The following is a 14,323-nucleotide window of genomic DNA, read 5'->3' as shown; positions in this document are numbered from 1 at the left end:
TGACGATTTCAGCATAGCCCGAAGAATGCGGATGCAGCCCGCATTCAGACTGCGGCCGGGCGACTCATCGAGCAAGTGGAGCGCGGTTGCATCGCGCACGGAAGCGGTATCGATCCTGCGGCGTTCGACGGATGGAGGCCGGGCAGGACGGAAGCTAAACATCGAAAGCATCGTAAATCAGGGATTCCTCTCGCACAGCCGCTATGCCGAAATCGTCACGCGAAACGCGCGATTCGCGCAAGACATCCGAATATTCCATGCTTACACTGCACTCGACTCATCACTTTCAGGAGAGCAGTCGTGGCGCATATCTGGCAAGGCGTATTGCCCGCAGTCACCACCAAGTTCAACGCGGATTTCAGCATAGACCGTGCGTGGACCGGCAAGAATATCGAGGCGCAGATCGACGCGGGTGTCGACGGGATCATCGTGTGCGGCTCGCTTGGCGAGGCGTCCACCCTTTCCCTCGATGAAAAGCTGCAGGTGCTCGACGTGGCCGTCGAAGCATCGCGCGGCCGGGTGCCCGTGCTGCTGACGATCGCCGAAAACAGCACGCTCGACGGCTGCCGCCAGGCTGAAGCGGGCGCGAAGCATGGCGCCGCCGGCTATATGGTGCTGCCCGGCCTGCGCTATCTGTCGGACCGCCGCGAGACGCTGAACCACTTCCGCATGGTCGCCGACGCCAGCCCGCTGCCGCTGATGATCTACAACAATCCGCTCGCGTATGGCGTCGACATGACGCCGGAGATGTTCGCCGAAATCGCCGACGAGAAGAAGATCGTCGCGATCAAGGAATCGTGCGGCGACGTGCGGCGCGTGACGGATCTCATCAACGAAGTCGGCGACCGCTATGCAATTCTGTGCGGCGTCGACAATCTGGCGATGGAAGCGATCCTGATGGGCGCGCATGGCTGGGTGGCGGGGCTGGTGTGCGCGTTCCCGCACGAGACGGTTGCGATCTACAAGTTGCTGAAGGCGGGACGGCTGGAAGAGGCGCGCGCGATCTACCGCTGGTTCGCGCCGCTGCTCGCGCTCGATGTGTCGGCGAAGCTCGTGCAGAACATCAAGCTGGCGGAAGCGATTGTCGGCCTTGGCACGGAGCCGGTGCGTCCGCCGCGGTTGCCGCTCGCCGGCGACGAGCGCAAGGCCGTCGAAGCGCTGATCCGTCGCTCGATTGAAATGCGTCCGGCATTGCCAAAGCTGTAAGCACGAACGCGGGAAGCAAAAAGAAAACGGCGGCTTCCTTCCACAGGTAGCCGCCGCCAGAACAGCTTAAATCCGCTCAGGCCGCTTCCGCATGCGGCACAACGGCAGTTTCGTTCGTGCGCAGATGCAGCAGGCGATAGCCGCTCTTGTACACGGGCTGCAGACGGAAATCGTTTTGCGGCTCAATCTGCAGCAGCACGCGTAGGCGCGACACGTGGCTGTCGATCGTGCGCGTCACCTCGCGAAACTCGCGGCCCCAGACCATCGCGAAGATGTGATCGCGCGACAGCACGCGGCCGATGTTCGAAAAGAACAGCGACGCCAGCCGGTACTGCGTACCCGACAACTGCACGGGCGCGCCGCGCAGCGTGACCAGCTGACGACGGGTGTCGAAATGATACGGCCCGACGTCGAAGCTGTCCTTGCCGTAGCGTTCCGGATACGCGCGGCGCAGCAGCGCGGACAGGCGCTCGCGAAACTCGGCATGCCGCACGGGCAGCGTGGCGTAGTCGTCGGCGCCCAGCACGAACGCGCGCACAGCGCTTTCTTCCGAGCCATCCGCCGAAGCGAACATCACGGGCATGCGCTCGCCGCCTACCGAGCGAACCGCCTTGAGCACGTCCGTGCCCGACAGACGCAGCGCGTGCCAGTCGAGAATCAGCAGATCGACCGTCGAGCGGGCGAGCACCTTGGAGAGCGTCAGGCCGTCGTCGTACACGACGCAACTGTGGCCAGCCTGAACGATGATTTTTTCCAGCAACTTACCCTGCACGAGGTCACGTTGAAGAATGGCGATACGCATGGTTGAGTCCTCGACAATTGGTCCAGGATCGCGATTCTGTTCACGCTGTATCGTTAAGCCCATAAGACTTGTCCGAATTTGCAAAGGTTCTGCGACAAATTACATCCTGTAAAATCGCGGGCTGGCCAAAATCGTCATCACGCCACCCTATCCGGGCCGGCGTGCCGTGTCCCGTGCCCTACCCGGCACTGCCGCACTTCCCGCCTGACGACCGCCGTACTCCGCGCGCAACGCGCGGCTCTTCTATTCATACAACGACAGGCAATGCAAGCAACCGAACTGGGTAGACCACACGCCAGGGACAGCGCGCACGCGCGTCCTCTGACCCGCCACGACTACAAGACGCTCAGCCTCGCCGCGCTCGGCGGCGCGCTCGAGTTCTACGACTTCATCATCTTCGTATTCTTCGCCCCGGCGATCGGACAGCTGTTCTTCCCGCAGTCGATTCCCGACTGGCTGCGCCAGTTGCAGACCTTCGGCATCTTCGCCGCCGGTTATCTGGCGCGGCCGCTGGGCGGCATCATCATGGCGCACTTCGGCGACCTGCTCGGCCGCAAGCGCATGTTCACGCTGAGCGTGCTGCTGATGTCGCTGCCCACGCTGATGATGGGCATGCTGCCCACCTACGCGAGCATCGGCATCATGGCGCCCGTGCTGCTGCTCCTGTTCCGCGTGATGCAGGGCGCGGCCGTCGGCGGCGAAGTGCCGGGCGCGTGGGTGTTCGTCTCCGAGCACGTGCCGCAGCGCCACGTCGGCTATGCGTGCGGCACGCTGACAGCGGGCTTGACGGCGGGCATCCTGCTCGGCTCGCTGGTCGCGTCGGCGGTAAATCGCCACTTCGCGGCTACTGAAATCGCGGATTTCGCATGGCGCATCCCGTTCCTGCTCGGCGGCGTGTTCGGCCTGTTCTCGGTGTATCTGCGCCGCTGGCTGCACGAGACGCCCGTGTTCGCCGAAATGAAGCAGCGCAAGTCGCTGGCTGCGGAAATTCCGCTGAAGGCCGTGCTGCGCGATCACGGCCGCGCCGTGATCGTGTCGATGCTGCTGACGTGGATGCTGTCGGCCGCAATCGTCGTCGTGATCCTGATGACGCCGACGCTGCTGCAAAAGCAGTTTCACATCGCGCCGGCGACGGCACTCTTCGCCAACAGCATCGCGACGCTGTTCCTGACGATCGGCTGCGTGCTGGCGGGCTCGCTCGCGGGGCGCTTCGGCGCGGGCCGCACGATTTTCGTCGGCTGCGTGGGGCTCGGTATCGCGTATTACGTGCTGTTCCAGCAACTCGCCGTCGATAGCGCGATGCTCGTGCCGCTGTACGCCGTCGCGGGCCTGTTCGTCGGCGTGATCGGCGCGGTGCCGTTCGTGATGGTCAACGCGTTCCCGCCTGTCGTGCGCTTCTCGGGCATCTCGTTCTCGTACAACGTCGCGTACGCGGTGTTCGGCGGCCTGACGCCGATCGTCGTTTCGCTGATGCTGAAGTCGAATCCGATGGCGCCCGCGCTCTACGTCGGCGCGCTGTGCGTGATCGGCGCGCTGACCGCGTGCTTCGTGAAGAAGGACGCCGCGCAGTAACGCTGTTCAAGTGGCGTGCGCAGGCACGCCACTTGCCCGCAAGGACTGGTCGTCCCATCGACACTTCAAGCCGGTCCGAAACGTCGCATGGCAGGGCCGCCCTATCATCGACGCATGAATACTTCTCCTGTACCCCGCTTCACGCCGGCGCTCGCGCGCATCGTCGCGACGGTAAGCGTCGGCTTCGTCGTCACGCAACTCGACGTGACCATCGTCAACATCGCGCTCGCAAAGATCGGCGCGGATCTGCATGCAAACGTCACGGGCCTGCAATGGATCGTCGATGCGTACACGCTCGCGTTCGCGGTGCTGATGCTGTCGGCAGGCGTGCTGGGCGACCGCTTCGGCGCGCGCCGGATGTTCGCGTGCGGCATCGCGCTGTTCGCGGCGGCTTCGCTGGCCTGCGGGCTCGCATCGGGCGCCGCGCTGCTCGTCGCCGCACGCGCCGTGCAAGGGGTGGGCGCGGCCGCGATGCTGCCCAATTCGCTCGCGTTGCTCAACGAGGCGTGCAGCCACGATCCGAAGCTGCGCGCCCGCGCCGTCGGCCTGTGGACGGCGGCGGGCGCAATCGCGATTGCGGCGGGCCCGGTGATCGGCGGACTGCTGATCGCTGCGCTCGGCTGGCGCGCGATCTTTCTGGTGAATCTGCCCATCTGCGCGTTGGGGCTCGCCGCGACTTTCGCGTGGGTGCCGCGTCCGCGAGCCGCCTCGTCCGATAAAGCGCCTGATAGCGCCAGGACGACTTCAACCGCGCGCGGCATCGATCCCGTCGGCCAGCTGCTCGCGGTCGTCGCGCTGACGGCCTTCACGGGCGCCGTGATCGAATGGCGGCCGCTCGGGCTGGCGCATCCGCTCGTTTGTGGCAGCTTCATGCTCGCGCTGATCGCCGCGATCGCGTTCGTCGTCACCGAGCGGCGCGTCGATATGCCGATGCTGCCGCTCACGTTCTTCGGCAACCGCACCTTCAGCGCGGCCGTGCTGTTCGGTATCTGCGTAAATCTGACTTACTACGGCGTCGTGTTCGTGCTGAGCCTTTATCTGCAGCATGCGCGCGGCGAGACGCCGTTGCAGGCCGGTCTCGCGTTCCTGCCGCTGACGGGCGGATTCCTGGTCTCGAATGTGGCGAGCGGCTGGGTGATCGGGCGCTTCGGCGCGCGGGTGCCGATGATCGCGGGCGCAATCACGGCTGCCCTCGGCTACGGGCTGCTGCACTTCGCACAAGCCGCTTCACCGCTCTGGACGTTGCTGGTGCCGTTTCTGCTGATTCCGTCCGGCATGGGCCTCGCCGTTCCGGCGATGACCACGGCCGTGCTCGCTTCCGTCAACAAGCAGCGCGCGGGCACCGCGTCGGCGGTTCTGAACACGGCACGGCAGGCGGGCGGCGCAGTCGGCGTGGCGGCGTTCGGCGCGCTCGCGAGCGCGTCGGATGCGGCGGGCGCAGCGCAGGTGGTGGCCGGCCTCAGATCGTCGACGCTGATCTCGTCGTGCATCCTGCTGTGCGCGCTCGGGCTCGCGTGTCTCGTGCATCCCGAGCCGCACGCGCGCGATCGGGCGCGCGCTGGCCGCAACGGCGCACGGCCTGCGAACGCCAGCAAATGACACACGCATGACACGCCAAAAACACAACACCCACGATGCACGCGGCATCGTGGGTGTTGTTTTGCCAGAAGCGGTAGCAGACGTTACAGCGTCGTCTCCTGAATCGCGCCCGTATCGAGCGCCCTTTCGATGAGCCCTTCGCTCTGCACCTTGCGGATCGCGTCGGCGACGAGTGTCTCCGGCTGTTCGATTTCCGCCTTGATCGAGCTGATCAATCCGGCTGCATCGAGGATCACCAGCGTTTCGGCCGTATCGGCCCGGCTGATGATCACACGATGCGGCGTCGGCCCTTCGCCGAGGCTCGCGCAAAACTGCATGACCGTGCCGTTGATCGTTTGGTCAAAAGCTTGAATCATCGCGTGCTCCTTTTAGTCGAATTGGCTTGCCAGATATCGATGCTGCACGAATGATGCCCGCTCTGGCGGCAGCCTCGCAACGGAGGGCCCGCTTATTGCCGCTTTTGTGCCGCTCCGTGCCGCTGCACGCGCAACGATCACAGGCTGCTGCCCAGGCCGCCGCGTGGCGCGCGCGCGCCGTCGATGCTGAAACGTCCCGCGCCCGTCACGAACAGCAGCAAAAATCCGCCCGCGATGCCGACGTTCTTCCAGAAATGAATGATCATGTCGCGCTGCAAGGCAGCGTCGGTGATGTTCCAGAAGTCGTGTCCGAGGACGGCCGTCGCGATCGTATAGGCGGCCATGAACAGGCCGAGCGCGCGGATCCTGAAGCCGACGACGAGGAAGAGTCCGCCGAGCACCTCGACGGCCGTCGCAATCGGCGCGGCGACCTGCACGAACGGCACGCCTTTCGAATGCAGATAACCGACGAAGCCCGCATAGCCGAGCAGCTTCATTACGCCGCCCCAAAGGAACAGCACGGCAAGCGCAAGGCGGGCAAGAAGAATTACGCCGGAATCGACGGGACGCGTCATGGATGTGGCTCCTGATTTGAATTAAGCAGAAGACCGGGCGGCACGTCATCAGTTCCCGGGCGCTCAAGTCAGAATAAGTGGAATGCCCCGCTTTTCCAAGCAATCGACATAGGCGAAATCTGACGCGTTCTGGGTTTTCATCGCCTCGATATGGACACCGACGCCGACATGGACGCGATGTTGGGGAATGCCCGCAAATTGAGCAAATTCATCAGCCGGTCGGGCACATGCTTGTTATAATCTTCTCATGAAATCGAACAAAATCTAACGCGCCATCTCGGCTCAACATCGCGTTGAAGAGACCATCCCCATGCTGAAAACTGAACGTCTGCGCATGCTCGCCGATGCGCTGGCCAAACAGAGCGTGATGCGCCTGCGCGACGCGGCGACGCTGCTGGGCGTATCGGAGATGACGGTACGCCGGGACATTGCTGCGAGCCCGGGACATTTCACGTATCTGGGCGGCTATATCGTCAGCGCGACGGACGTGCCGAACACGGCTGGCTATTCGCTGGAACAGGAAAAGGACCACTTCGCGCAGGCCAAGGCGGAGGCGTCGGCTGTGGCGGCGAAGCTGATCGGGAACAACGAGACGCTATTTATCGACTGCGGTACGACGCTTACTACGCTCGCGCGGCTGATCCCTAACGATCTGCATGTGACGATTGTCTGCTATTCGCTGAACGTTGCGGAGATTTTGCGGCGCAAGCCCAATGTGCGGATGATTCTTCTGGGCGGTGTTTATGTGCCGTCGTCGGATTCGTTTTCGGGCGAAGAAAGCATCGAGGTGCTTCGGCGCATGGGGATCAATAAGGCGTTTATTTCCGCCGGTGGCGTTGATGATGCGCACGGCGTGACGTGCTGGAATTTTCATGAAGTCGCTCTGAAACAGGCCGCGATGGCGGCGGCTGTCGAGAGTCATCTCGTGGTTGATAGTAGTAAGTTTGGTGTTGTTAAGGCGGTTCGGTTCTCGAAGATCGAGGAGTTTGCTTCGGTTATTACTGAGAAGGGGCAGCAGGTTACCGCGAGGCGGAAGTGAGTTTTTTTTGTCTGCGACGCAGGGTTGGGTTTTATGGCTTTGCGCTGGCATCCGCGAAGTGTGTTTGCTGCGCACGCTTTGATGTTGCGTGGTTTAGATTTGCGCGGGCATCCGCGTACTGCCTTTCGCGGCGCGGGCGGTTTGGGGTTGGTCTGGCTTTTGTGCTGGCATCCGCGCTATGCCTTCGTGCTTCATGCGTCGCCCCTGTGCGGGGCGGCACCTACTTTTCTTTGCCGCCGCAAAGAAAAGTAGGCAAAAGAAAGCGGCTCACACCGCCAACATTTCTTCTTGCCTGAGGGCCCCCAACCGGTCCCTCGCTTCACACGGCAACCACGTGACTCATGTTTGTTGCCAACGCTCTTAATTGACGCATCACCCGCTTCACGCGCCCTCGTCGCCACATGCCACGCCAGATAATCCACTGCCGCCCAGGTGGCAAACTGTGTGTAGGCTGTAGCAGTGCACACGCATCACTTCGGACCAATAGCGCACGCATGCCGCCCTGTAAGAGCGCCAAGCTATACGACGCGACAACCTACACACAGTTTGCCACCTGGACGGCGGAAACCATTCGCTGCCGCTTGCCTTTGTGCGGGAGTCTGAAGCGGGTGATGCGTCTGTTCAGAGCGTTGGCAACGCACGCGAACAAGGGCGTTGCCGTATGAAGCGTGGGACCGTTTGGGGGCCCTCAGGCAAGAACTAGAACTGGCGGTGTTAGCCGCTTTCTTTTGCCTACTTTTCTTTGCGGCGGCAAAGAAAAGTAGGTGCCGCCCCGCACAGGGGCGACGCGTGAAGCGCGAAGGCATAACGCGGATGCCAGCGCAAACCCAAACCACCCAACATCAAAGGGTCGCAGACAAAAACTCAGCCCTTCCGCTGCAAAGCAAACAACGTCCCAGCAATCAAAATAAACGCCCCAATAATAACCTTCTGCCAGGTACTAGGCACCCCAACAAGAATAAGCACGCTATTAATAAGCGTAACAAGCACAACCCCAAGCAGTGTGCCAACAACAGTCCCAGTCCCCCCAGTAATCCGGGCCCCGCCCAAAATCACCGCAGCGATCACATCGAGCTCAGTCCCGACAAGATCAAAAGGATTCGCCAGCCGGTTATTCGACACATGCAGAATGCCGGCAATCCCCGCGAGCATCCCTGTATAACCAAACACGAAAAGATGAATAGCCCGCAGGTTATAACCAAGCCGCTCGGCAATGGCCAGACTGCCACCCATGGCATAAACACCACGCCCCATCATCGTGCGATTAAGCAGCCACCACGTGACAACGGCAGCAATCACGAGCGCCAACACAGACACAGGTAGCACCGCCCGCAGCCCATCCCCCGTGTGATAAAAGAACAGGGGAATACGCCCAAAATGATCCATGCTGTGCGGAATGTTCATAAAGAACGTCGTGCCGATAAACGTCAGCAAAATCCCGCGATACAAATACTGCGTGCCAATCGTCACAATCAGCGAAGGCGCTTTCAGCCGATGCACGAGCACGCCATTAATCACCCCAAGCACAATGCCGCCCAGCGCGCCAACAACAAGAATCAGCGCAAACGGCGCATCCGGCCACCAGGCAAACACAGCCTTGGTAATCGTATACATGGTGAGTGCGCCAATCGCCGTGAACGATACATCGATACCACCCGACGCGAGCACAACGAGCGTCCCAAGCGCGAACAGCGACATCGTCGTCGCCGAATGCAGCAGATCGAACAGCGTCGCAAGCTGAAAAAAGCGCGGATTGATCGCGCCAACGATCACGCACGTCACGACGATCAGCGCCGCCGTGAACCACTCCGGGTTGCGCGAGAGCTTCGCGCGCCACGTAGGCGGCTTCACCTCGGGCGCGATTTCGACGACGTTGGGGGTAGTCACGGTCCGGTCCATGATAGACGACATCTTATGCAGCCTCTGACAGCAAAGCGTGATACAGCTCCGCTTCGTTCAACTGATCCGCGCGATACTGGCTCGCCACGCGGCCCTTCTTCATCATCAGAATGCGATCGCAGTTCTGCAGCAGCTCGGGCAAGTCATCGCTGATCAGAATGATGCCAATGCCGCGCTGCGACAGCTTTTGCATGATCCGATAAATGATGTCCTTCGAACCCACATCCACGCCGACAGTCGGCCCATGCAGGATCAGCACATGCGGATCGATCGCAAGCCAGCGGCCAATCAGCACGCGCTGCTGGTTGCCACCCGACAGCGACTGCACCGGCTTGTCGACGCCAGGCGTCGCAATCTGCAAGTCCTTCACCGTCTGCTCGGCAAGCTGCTGCGCACGAGCGCGGTCGATCTGTCCAAAGCGGTCGCGCAAGCTCGAAATCATCGCGGTGATCACGTTGTCGCGAATCGGCTTGTCGAGGAAAAGCCCTTCATTCAGGCGGTCTTCGGGCACATAACCGATCCGATGGTCCTTCGCGTCCGAAGGCGTGCGCAACACAACGCGCTTACCTTCGAGCGTGACCGTGCCGCTCTCAGCCGGCGCGACACCCGCCAGCGCGCGCGCCAGTTCGTTGCGGCCCGAATCGAGCAGTCCCGTCACGCCGAGAATTTCTCCGCGATGCAGCGCGAACGACACATCGCGGAACTGCGCGCCGCGCGTATAGCCCTTCACGTCGAGCACGACTTCCTTGCCGACTTCGCCTTCGCGATACCGCTCGCTCGACAGATGACGGCCTGTCATCAGCTCGCTGATCTGCGTTTTCGTGTAATCGGCGATCGGGCCTTGCGCCATCTTCTGGCCGTCACGCAATACGATCACTTCGCCGCCGATCGCATAGCACTCGTCGAGCTTGTGGCTCACGAACAGCACGGTTACGCCCTGCGCGCGCAGATTGCCGAGCACGGCGATCAGGTTGTCCACTTCTTTTTGCGTGAGCGAAGTGGTCGGTTCGTCCATGATGACGAACTTCGCTTCGCTCGCAATCGCGCGCGCAATCGCCACGAGTTGCCGCGTCGCGAGCGGCAACTGTTCGATCAGCGTCGACTGGAATTCGGCATCGCCTGGCAGGCCCACGGCTTCGAGTGCCTTCGCCGCGGTGCGTGTAAGCGCCTTGCGGTCGAACGTGCGCGTGAGGCGCCCGTTGTGCTCCGCAAGCTCCGACGTCAGCGCGACGTTTTCGGCGACGCTCATGTTCGGCAGCAGCGACAGGTCCTGATAGACCGTCTCGATCCCTGCCGCCAGCGATTCAAGCGCCGAGAGCCGCGCGTGCGAAACGCCTTCGATGATCAGCTCGCCTTCATCGGGCGGCTGCGCACCGGAGATGATCTTGATGAGCGTGCTCTTGCCGCAGCCGTTTTCGCCGAGCAGGTGATAGATCTGCCCGCGCTCGAAAGACAGGCTCACGCCGCGCAACGCATGCACGCCCGTGAACCGCTTGTGTACGCCGACCACCTGCAGGAACGGCGTGGAGGAAACGTTTTGATTCATGCTGAAAAGCCGTGCTCCAGATGAATGTCGAAGCGTGCGGGCGTTCGCTCGCGAAAGCCCGCACGCGGTGATGCCACGATCAGAAGTTGTATTGCTTGTAGTTCGTCTTGTCGACGTTCACCCAGCCCTGGCCGCGCACGATGATGCCCTTGCCCGGACCCTTCTCGACCGTCACCTTCGTATAGCCCGGAATGCCGAGATCAGCGCCGTTCTGCACGGTCTTGCCTTCGACCAGCATCTGCGCGACCTTGTTCATCGCGAGACCGGCCTGTTTCGGATCCCAGAATGCAATGCCGTTCACCGCGCCGCTTTCGAGGAACTTGCCCGCTTCCGTCGGCAGCCCCGTGCCGTACACACAGATCTTGCCTTGCATGCCCGCTTCTTCAACCGCGCGGCCAATACCGATCACGTCCAGCGACGACGAACCCTGGAAGCCCTTCAGGTCGGGATGCTTGCGCAGCACTTCCTTCGCGACTTCATAGGCTTTCTCGCCGTCGTTGTTCGTTTCGAGCTTCGGCTCGACGAGATTCAACTTCGGGTACTTGGCCTTCGCGTTGTTGATGCCACCGTCGGCCCATTGCACCTGCGAGCGGCTGCCGAGCGAGCCGACCAGCACGGCCCACTTGCCGTCCTGATGCATGCACGATGCGAGGCGCTCGTTCAGGCCCGCGCCGTACGCGGAGTTGTCGAAGGCCTCGATGTCGACCATCGTGTTCTTCGCGTTGTCGGCTTCATGTGTGACGACCTTGATGCCGCGATCCATCGCCTTCTTCAGTGCGGGTTCGAGCGTCGGCGGATCGTACGGAACGACGGCGATGGCCGTCACTTTCTTCGCGATCAGGTCTTCGATGATCTTCAGCTGCTGCGCGGCGTCGGCGCGGCCCGGGCCCGTCTGATAAGCCTGCACACCGGGGTTGTCCTTCGCGAACTCCTTGACGCCTTCGTCCATCCGGTTGAACCAGTTGATGCCCGTGACCTTGACGACCGTGACGATCGTTTCATTGGTCGCGGCTTGCGCGGCGGCGATCACGCCGAGCGCGAGTGCGCCGGTTGCAAGGGCGGCGCTCAGTCGGGTCAGTTTCATGCGTTTGTCTCCGTTGCCTTTAGTGATTTAGTCATTGAGTGAGTGTCGCCCCTTCATATGCACGCGGAAATCCAGGGCCCCGATGTCCGCTGAAACTATCGCTACAACGTTAGCGCCGTTGATTCGGCTGCGCGAAACCGAAGATCGCGCGCACGCGCTCGCCGCCCGCAAATGCGAGTGACGCCAGCAGCAGGAAACCCCACGCGCAATCGCCGAAGAACTGCGACACGCCGAGCAGATTGAAGAAGCTCGACAGAAACTGCAGCACCGTCGCCGCGAAGAACACGCAAATGATGCGGCCATAACCGCCCGCAGGATTCACGCCGCCCATCACGGCAATCAGGATCGCGATCAGCAGATACGAATTGCCGTAGTCCCATTTCGCGCTCGACGTGTGCGTGACGCTGATCAGCCCCGCGAGCGACGCGAGAATGCCGCACATCATGTATGTAAGAACCAGCATCCGCACGCGCGGAATGCCCGCGTAGAACGCGGCTTTCGGGTTCGTGCCCATCAGATACAGACGCAAGCCGAACGGGCTGCGTCGCAGCAACCAGCCGAGCACCACGACAGCCGCGATGAAGATCACGAACGAAACAGGCACCTGGAACCACGTGCCATTACCGATATCCGACAGCGGCTCGACATAATCGACGTGAACCGACGCGCCGTTGCTCAACACGACGGCACAACCCGTGAACAGCAGCTGTGTGCCGAGCGTGCAGAGAATCGGCGTGAGGCGCAGTCGCGCGATCACGACGCCATTCACCAGCCCGCCAATTGCGCCCATGCACACGACGATCGCGCAGAACACGCTCGTATAGAGCATCGGCGAATCGTCGCCGCTGATGAACTTCGGCACGATCAGCGCCGCGACCATGCCCGACAGGTTCGCGAGCCCAACGCCCGACAGATCGATGCCGCCGTTGCCCGACACCATCGACAGCATGATGCCGAGCGCGAGCAACCCGAGTTCGGGCAACTGGCCGCCCATCGACTGAAGGTTGTCGAGCGAGACGAACTGGCCGTGCGAGATCCAGGTCGCGGCGAGCACGACGAGCACGTTCACCGCTAGCAGAAAGTTCAGTTGCCGGTCGCGAAACAGGCCGGCGAAAAGCGAGGACTTCATGTCGAAACGAACTCCTTCATGCCGCGCGCCGCATCGGGCGGCGCACGCGCTCAATGCGTTGAAAGCGGATGACCGGCTTGCGCCAGCACTTCGTTGACTTCGGCGAGCGTCGGCATCGAAGGCGCGGTGCCGGGCCGCGTCACCGAAATGCCCGCCAGCGCGCAGCCGAAACGCGTCGCATCGACGGCATCCGCGCCGCGCGCGAGCGCCGCCGCGAAGCCGCCTGTGAAACCATCGCCCGCGCCTGCTGTTTCAACGACGCGTCCACACTGGAACGCGGGCACGAACACCGATTGCTCCGCCGAATGCAGCAGCGCGCCCGCTTCGCCGAGCGTCACGATCACATTGCGCACGCCTTTTTTCAGCAGCACGTCAGCGGCGCGGCGCGCATCGTCGACATTGCTGACCTCGATGCCCGTCAGCGCGGTCGTCTCCGTTTCGTTCGGCGTGATGTAGTCGCACAGCGGGAAAATGCTGTCGTCGAGCGGCAACGCGGGCGCGGGATTGAACACCGTCGTCACGCCATGCTTGCGCGCGACTTCGAGGCCGCGCTTCGCAGCGCCGACCGGCTGTTCGAGTTGCGTGACGAACACGCGCGCCGAGGCGATATCCGCTTCGATCGCGTCAACGTCGCCCGCATTCATCGTTGCTGCCGCGCCGGAAGCGACGATGATCGCGTTCTTGCCGGTGATGTCATCGACGAAGATGTGCGCTGCGCCCGTCGATGCGCCGTCGATCACCGACGCGCGCGCCGTGATGCCTTCGGCGTCCCACGTCGCTCGGGCAATCTGGCCGAACGCATCGTTGCCGATGCGCGTGCAGAACACTACGTCGGCGCCCGCGCGCGCCGCCGCGACCGCCTGGTTCGAGCCTTTGCCGCCGGGGCCCATCTTGAACGCATTGCCCGCGATCGTTTCGCCGATCAGTGGCATGCGGTCCGCGCGAAACGTGAGGTCCGTCACGAAGATGCCGAGAATGACGACGCGGCCTTCTTTCTGTTGCGTGGCCATCGTCGTCATTCCTTTGGTACGTCGGGCGCGAGCAGCACGCCCTTCTTGAAGATGAAGCAGCCGTAGCCGCGCGTTTCGCCCGTGGCGATCACGCAGTAGGCTTTCTTCGCGCGCGCATAGAACGCAAAGCGCTCGATGCCGACGAACGGTACATCGCGCCCTTCGGCCTCGTTCACTTCGGCTTGCGCTTCGCGCTGCACGGCGGGAATGGTGTTCGGCTCGCCGACCACTTCCATGCGCGAGGCAGGATCGTCGACGAATGTATCGAGCGGCAGCACCGACAGCAGCGCGCGAATCGCGCGCGGCGCATCGACGCCATCGAGCCGCAGCAACTTGCCCGTCACGGACTCCCGCGCGACCGAGTCGCCCGGAAAGTTCGCGTCGCAAATCACCACTTCGTCGCCGTGGCCCATCGCGCGCAGCGCGTGCAGCACATCGGCGTTCAACAGCGGGTCCAGATTCTTCAGCACGTTGTCTCCTCCGTTATTCGGTTGGCGCGCTATCGT

13 protein-coding genes are annotated in these 14,323 nt (G+C 62.5%); 4 read left to right on the top strand and 9 right to left on the bottom strand.

The window, feature by feature from the left end:
• The first annotated feature begins 300 nt into the window (after positions 1 to 300).
• A complete protein-coding gene (locus tag C2L64_RS22160; protein ID WP_007587525.1) occupies positions 301 to 1,206 on the top strand; it encodes a dihydrodipicolinate synthase family protein in 906 nt (301 codons plus the stop codon).
• Positions 1,207 to 1,282: 76 nt separating this feature from the next.
• On the opposite strand, the gene C2L64_RS22155 is transcribed toward C2L64_RS22160, so the two are convergent.
• Positions 1,283 to 2,008, bottom strand: coding sequence for a response regulator transcription factor (locus tag C2L64_RS22155; RefSeq protein WP_007587528.1), 726 nt, complete (start codon positions 2,006 to 2,008; stop codon positions 1,283 to 1,285).
• A gap of 264 nt (positions 2,009 to 2,272) precedes the next feature.
• On the opposite strand from C2L64_RS22155, the gene C2L64_RS22150 reads away from it, so the two are divergent.
• Positions 2,273 to 3,580, top strand: coding sequence for an MFS transporter (locus C2L64_RS22150; protein ID WP_007587529.1), 1,308 nt, complete (start codon positions 2,273 to 2,275; stop codon positions 3,578 to 3,580).
• A gap of 87 nt (positions 3,581 to 3,667) precedes the next feature.
• Entirely contained in the window at positions 3,668 to 5,179 is a 1,512-nt protein-coding gene (locus C2L64_RS22145; protein WP_007587530.1) for an MFS transporter, read from the top strand.
• Between the two features lie 83 nt (positions 5,180 to 5,262).
• Here C2L64_RS22145 and C2L64_RS22140 read toward each other — a convergent pair whose 3' ends face one another.
• Entirely contained in the window at positions 5,263 to 5,535 is a 273-nt protein-coding gene (locus C2L64_RS22140; RefSeq protein WP_007587531.1) for a hypothetical protein, read from the bottom strand.
• Between the two features lie 137 nt (positions 5,536 to 5,672).
• Positions 5,673 to 6,110 (bottom strand): DoxX family protein, encoded by a 438-nt coding sequence (locus C2L64_RS22135; protein ID WP_007587532.1) that lies wholly within the window; start codon positions 6,108 to 6,110, stop codon positions 5,673 to 5,675.
• Between the two features lie 310 nt (positions 6,111 to 6,420).
• Here C2L64_RS22135 and C2L64_RS22130 point away from each other — a divergent pair, with 310 nt between their 5' ends.
• Positions 6,421 to 7,149 carry a DeoR/GlpR family DNA-binding transcription regulator gene (locus tag C2L64_RS22130; RefSeq protein WP_007587535.1) on the top strand — a complete coding sequence of 243 codons (729 nt, stop codon included), beginning with the start codon at positions 6,421 to 6,423 and terminating at the stop codon, positions 7,147 to 7,149.
• Between the two features lie 864 nt (positions 7,150 to 8,013).
• Here C2L64_RS22130 and C2L64_RS22125 read toward each other — a convergent pair.
• The 6 genes from C2L64_RS22125 to C2L64_RS22100 all read right to left on the bottom strand — a co-directional run bounded on the left by C2L64_RS22125 (position 8,014) and on the right by C2L64_RS22100 (position 14,287).
• A complete protein-coding gene (locus tag C2L64_RS22125; protein ID WP_039900995.1) occupies positions 8,014 to 9,060 on the bottom strand; it encodes an ABC transporter permease in 1,047 nt (348 codons plus the stop codon).
• A 1-nt stretch (position 9,061) separates the two neighbouring features.
• Entirely contained in the window at positions 9,062 to 10,594 is a 1,533-nt protein-coding gene (locus C2L64_RS22120; protein ID WP_007585633.1) for a sugar ABC transporter ATP-binding protein, read from the bottom strand.
• Between the two features lie 79 nt (positions 10,595 to 10,673).
• Positions 10,674 to 11,678, bottom strand: coding sequence for a substrate-binding domain-containing protein (locus C2L64_RS22115; RefSeq protein ID WP_007585635.1), 1,005 nt, complete (start codon positions 11,676 to 11,678; stop codon positions 10,674 to 10,676).
• 109 nt (positions 11,679 to 11,787) lie between these two features.
• The gene (locus C2L64_RS22110; protein ID WP_007585637.1) at positions 11,788 to 12,807 is read right to left on the bottom strand and encodes an ABC transporter permease; all 1,020 of its coding nucleotides are present in this window, start codon (positions 12,805 to 12,807) and stop codon (positions 11,788 to 11,790) included.
• Between the two features lie 50 nt (positions 12,808 to 12,857).
• The gene (rbsK, locus tag C2L64_RS22105) at positions 12,858 to 13,817 is read right to left on the bottom strand and encodes a ribokinase (protein WP_007585639.1); all 960 of its coding nucleotides are present in this window, start codon (positions 13,815 to 13,817) and stop codon (positions 12,858 to 12,860) included.
• Positions 13,818 to 13,822: 5 nt separating this feature from the next.
• A complete protein-coding gene (locus C2L64_RS22100) occupies positions 13,823 to 14,287 on the bottom strand; it encodes an RbsD/FucU family protein (protein WP_007585642.1) in 465 nt (154 codons plus the stop codon).
• Between the last annotated feature and the right edge of the window lie 36 nt (positions 14,288 to 14,323).

Source organism: Paraburkholderia hospita, assembly GCF_002902965.1.
Taxonomy (GTDB): domain Bacteria; phylum Pseudomonadota; class Gammaproteobacteria; order Burkholderiales; family Burkholderiaceae; genus Paraburkholderia; species Paraburkholderia hospita.
The sequence above is the reverse complement of the archived record's forward strand: the minus strand, read 5'-3'. Positions and strand labels throughout refer to the sequence as shown.

Coding starts and splice junctions, on each gene's coding strand:
- C2L64_RS22145 (WP_007587530.1), top strand. CDS start 3,668: ATGGCAGGGCCGCCCTATCATCGACGCATGAATACTTCTCCTGTACCC.
- C2L64_RS22140 (WP_007587531.1), bottom strand. CDS start 5,535: ATGATTCAAGCTTTTGACCAAACGATCAACGGCACGGTCATGCAGTTT.
- C2L64_RS22120 (WP_007585633.1), bottom strand. CDS start 10,594: ATGAATCAAAACGTTTCCTCCACGCCGTTCCTGCAGGTGGTCGGCGTA.
- C2L64_RS22125 (WP_039900995.1), bottom strand. CDS start 9,060: ATGTCGTCTATCATGGACCGGACCGTGACTACCCCCAACGTCGTCGAA.
- C2L64_RS22115 (WP_007585635.1), bottom strand. CDS start 11,678: ATGAAACTGACCCGACTGAGCGCCGCCCTTGCAACCGGCGCACTCGCG.
- C2L64_RS22130 (WP_007587535.1), top strand. CDS start 6,421: ATGCTGAAAACTGAACGTCTGCGCATGCTCGCCGATGCGCTGGCCAAA.
- C2L64_RS22155 (WP_007587528.1), bottom strand. CDS start 2,008: ATGCGTATCGCCATTCTTCAACGTGACCTCGTGCAGGGTAAGTTGCTG.
- C2L64_RS22150 (WP_007587529.1), top strand. CDS start 2,273: ATGCAAGCAACCGAACTGGGTAGACCACACGCCAGGGACAGCGCGCAC.
- rbsK (WP_007585639.1), bottom strand. CDS start 13,817: ATGGCCACGCAACAGAAAGAAGGCCGCGTCGTCATTCTCGGCATCTTC.
- C2L64_RS22110 (WP_007585637.1), bottom strand. CDS start 12,807: ATGAAGTCCTCGCTTTTCGCCGGCCTGTTTCGCGACCGGCAACTGAAC.
- C2L64_RS22135 (WP_007587532.1), bottom strand. CDS start 6,110: ATGACGCGTCCCGTCGATTCCGGCGTAATTCTTCTTGCCCGCCTTGCG.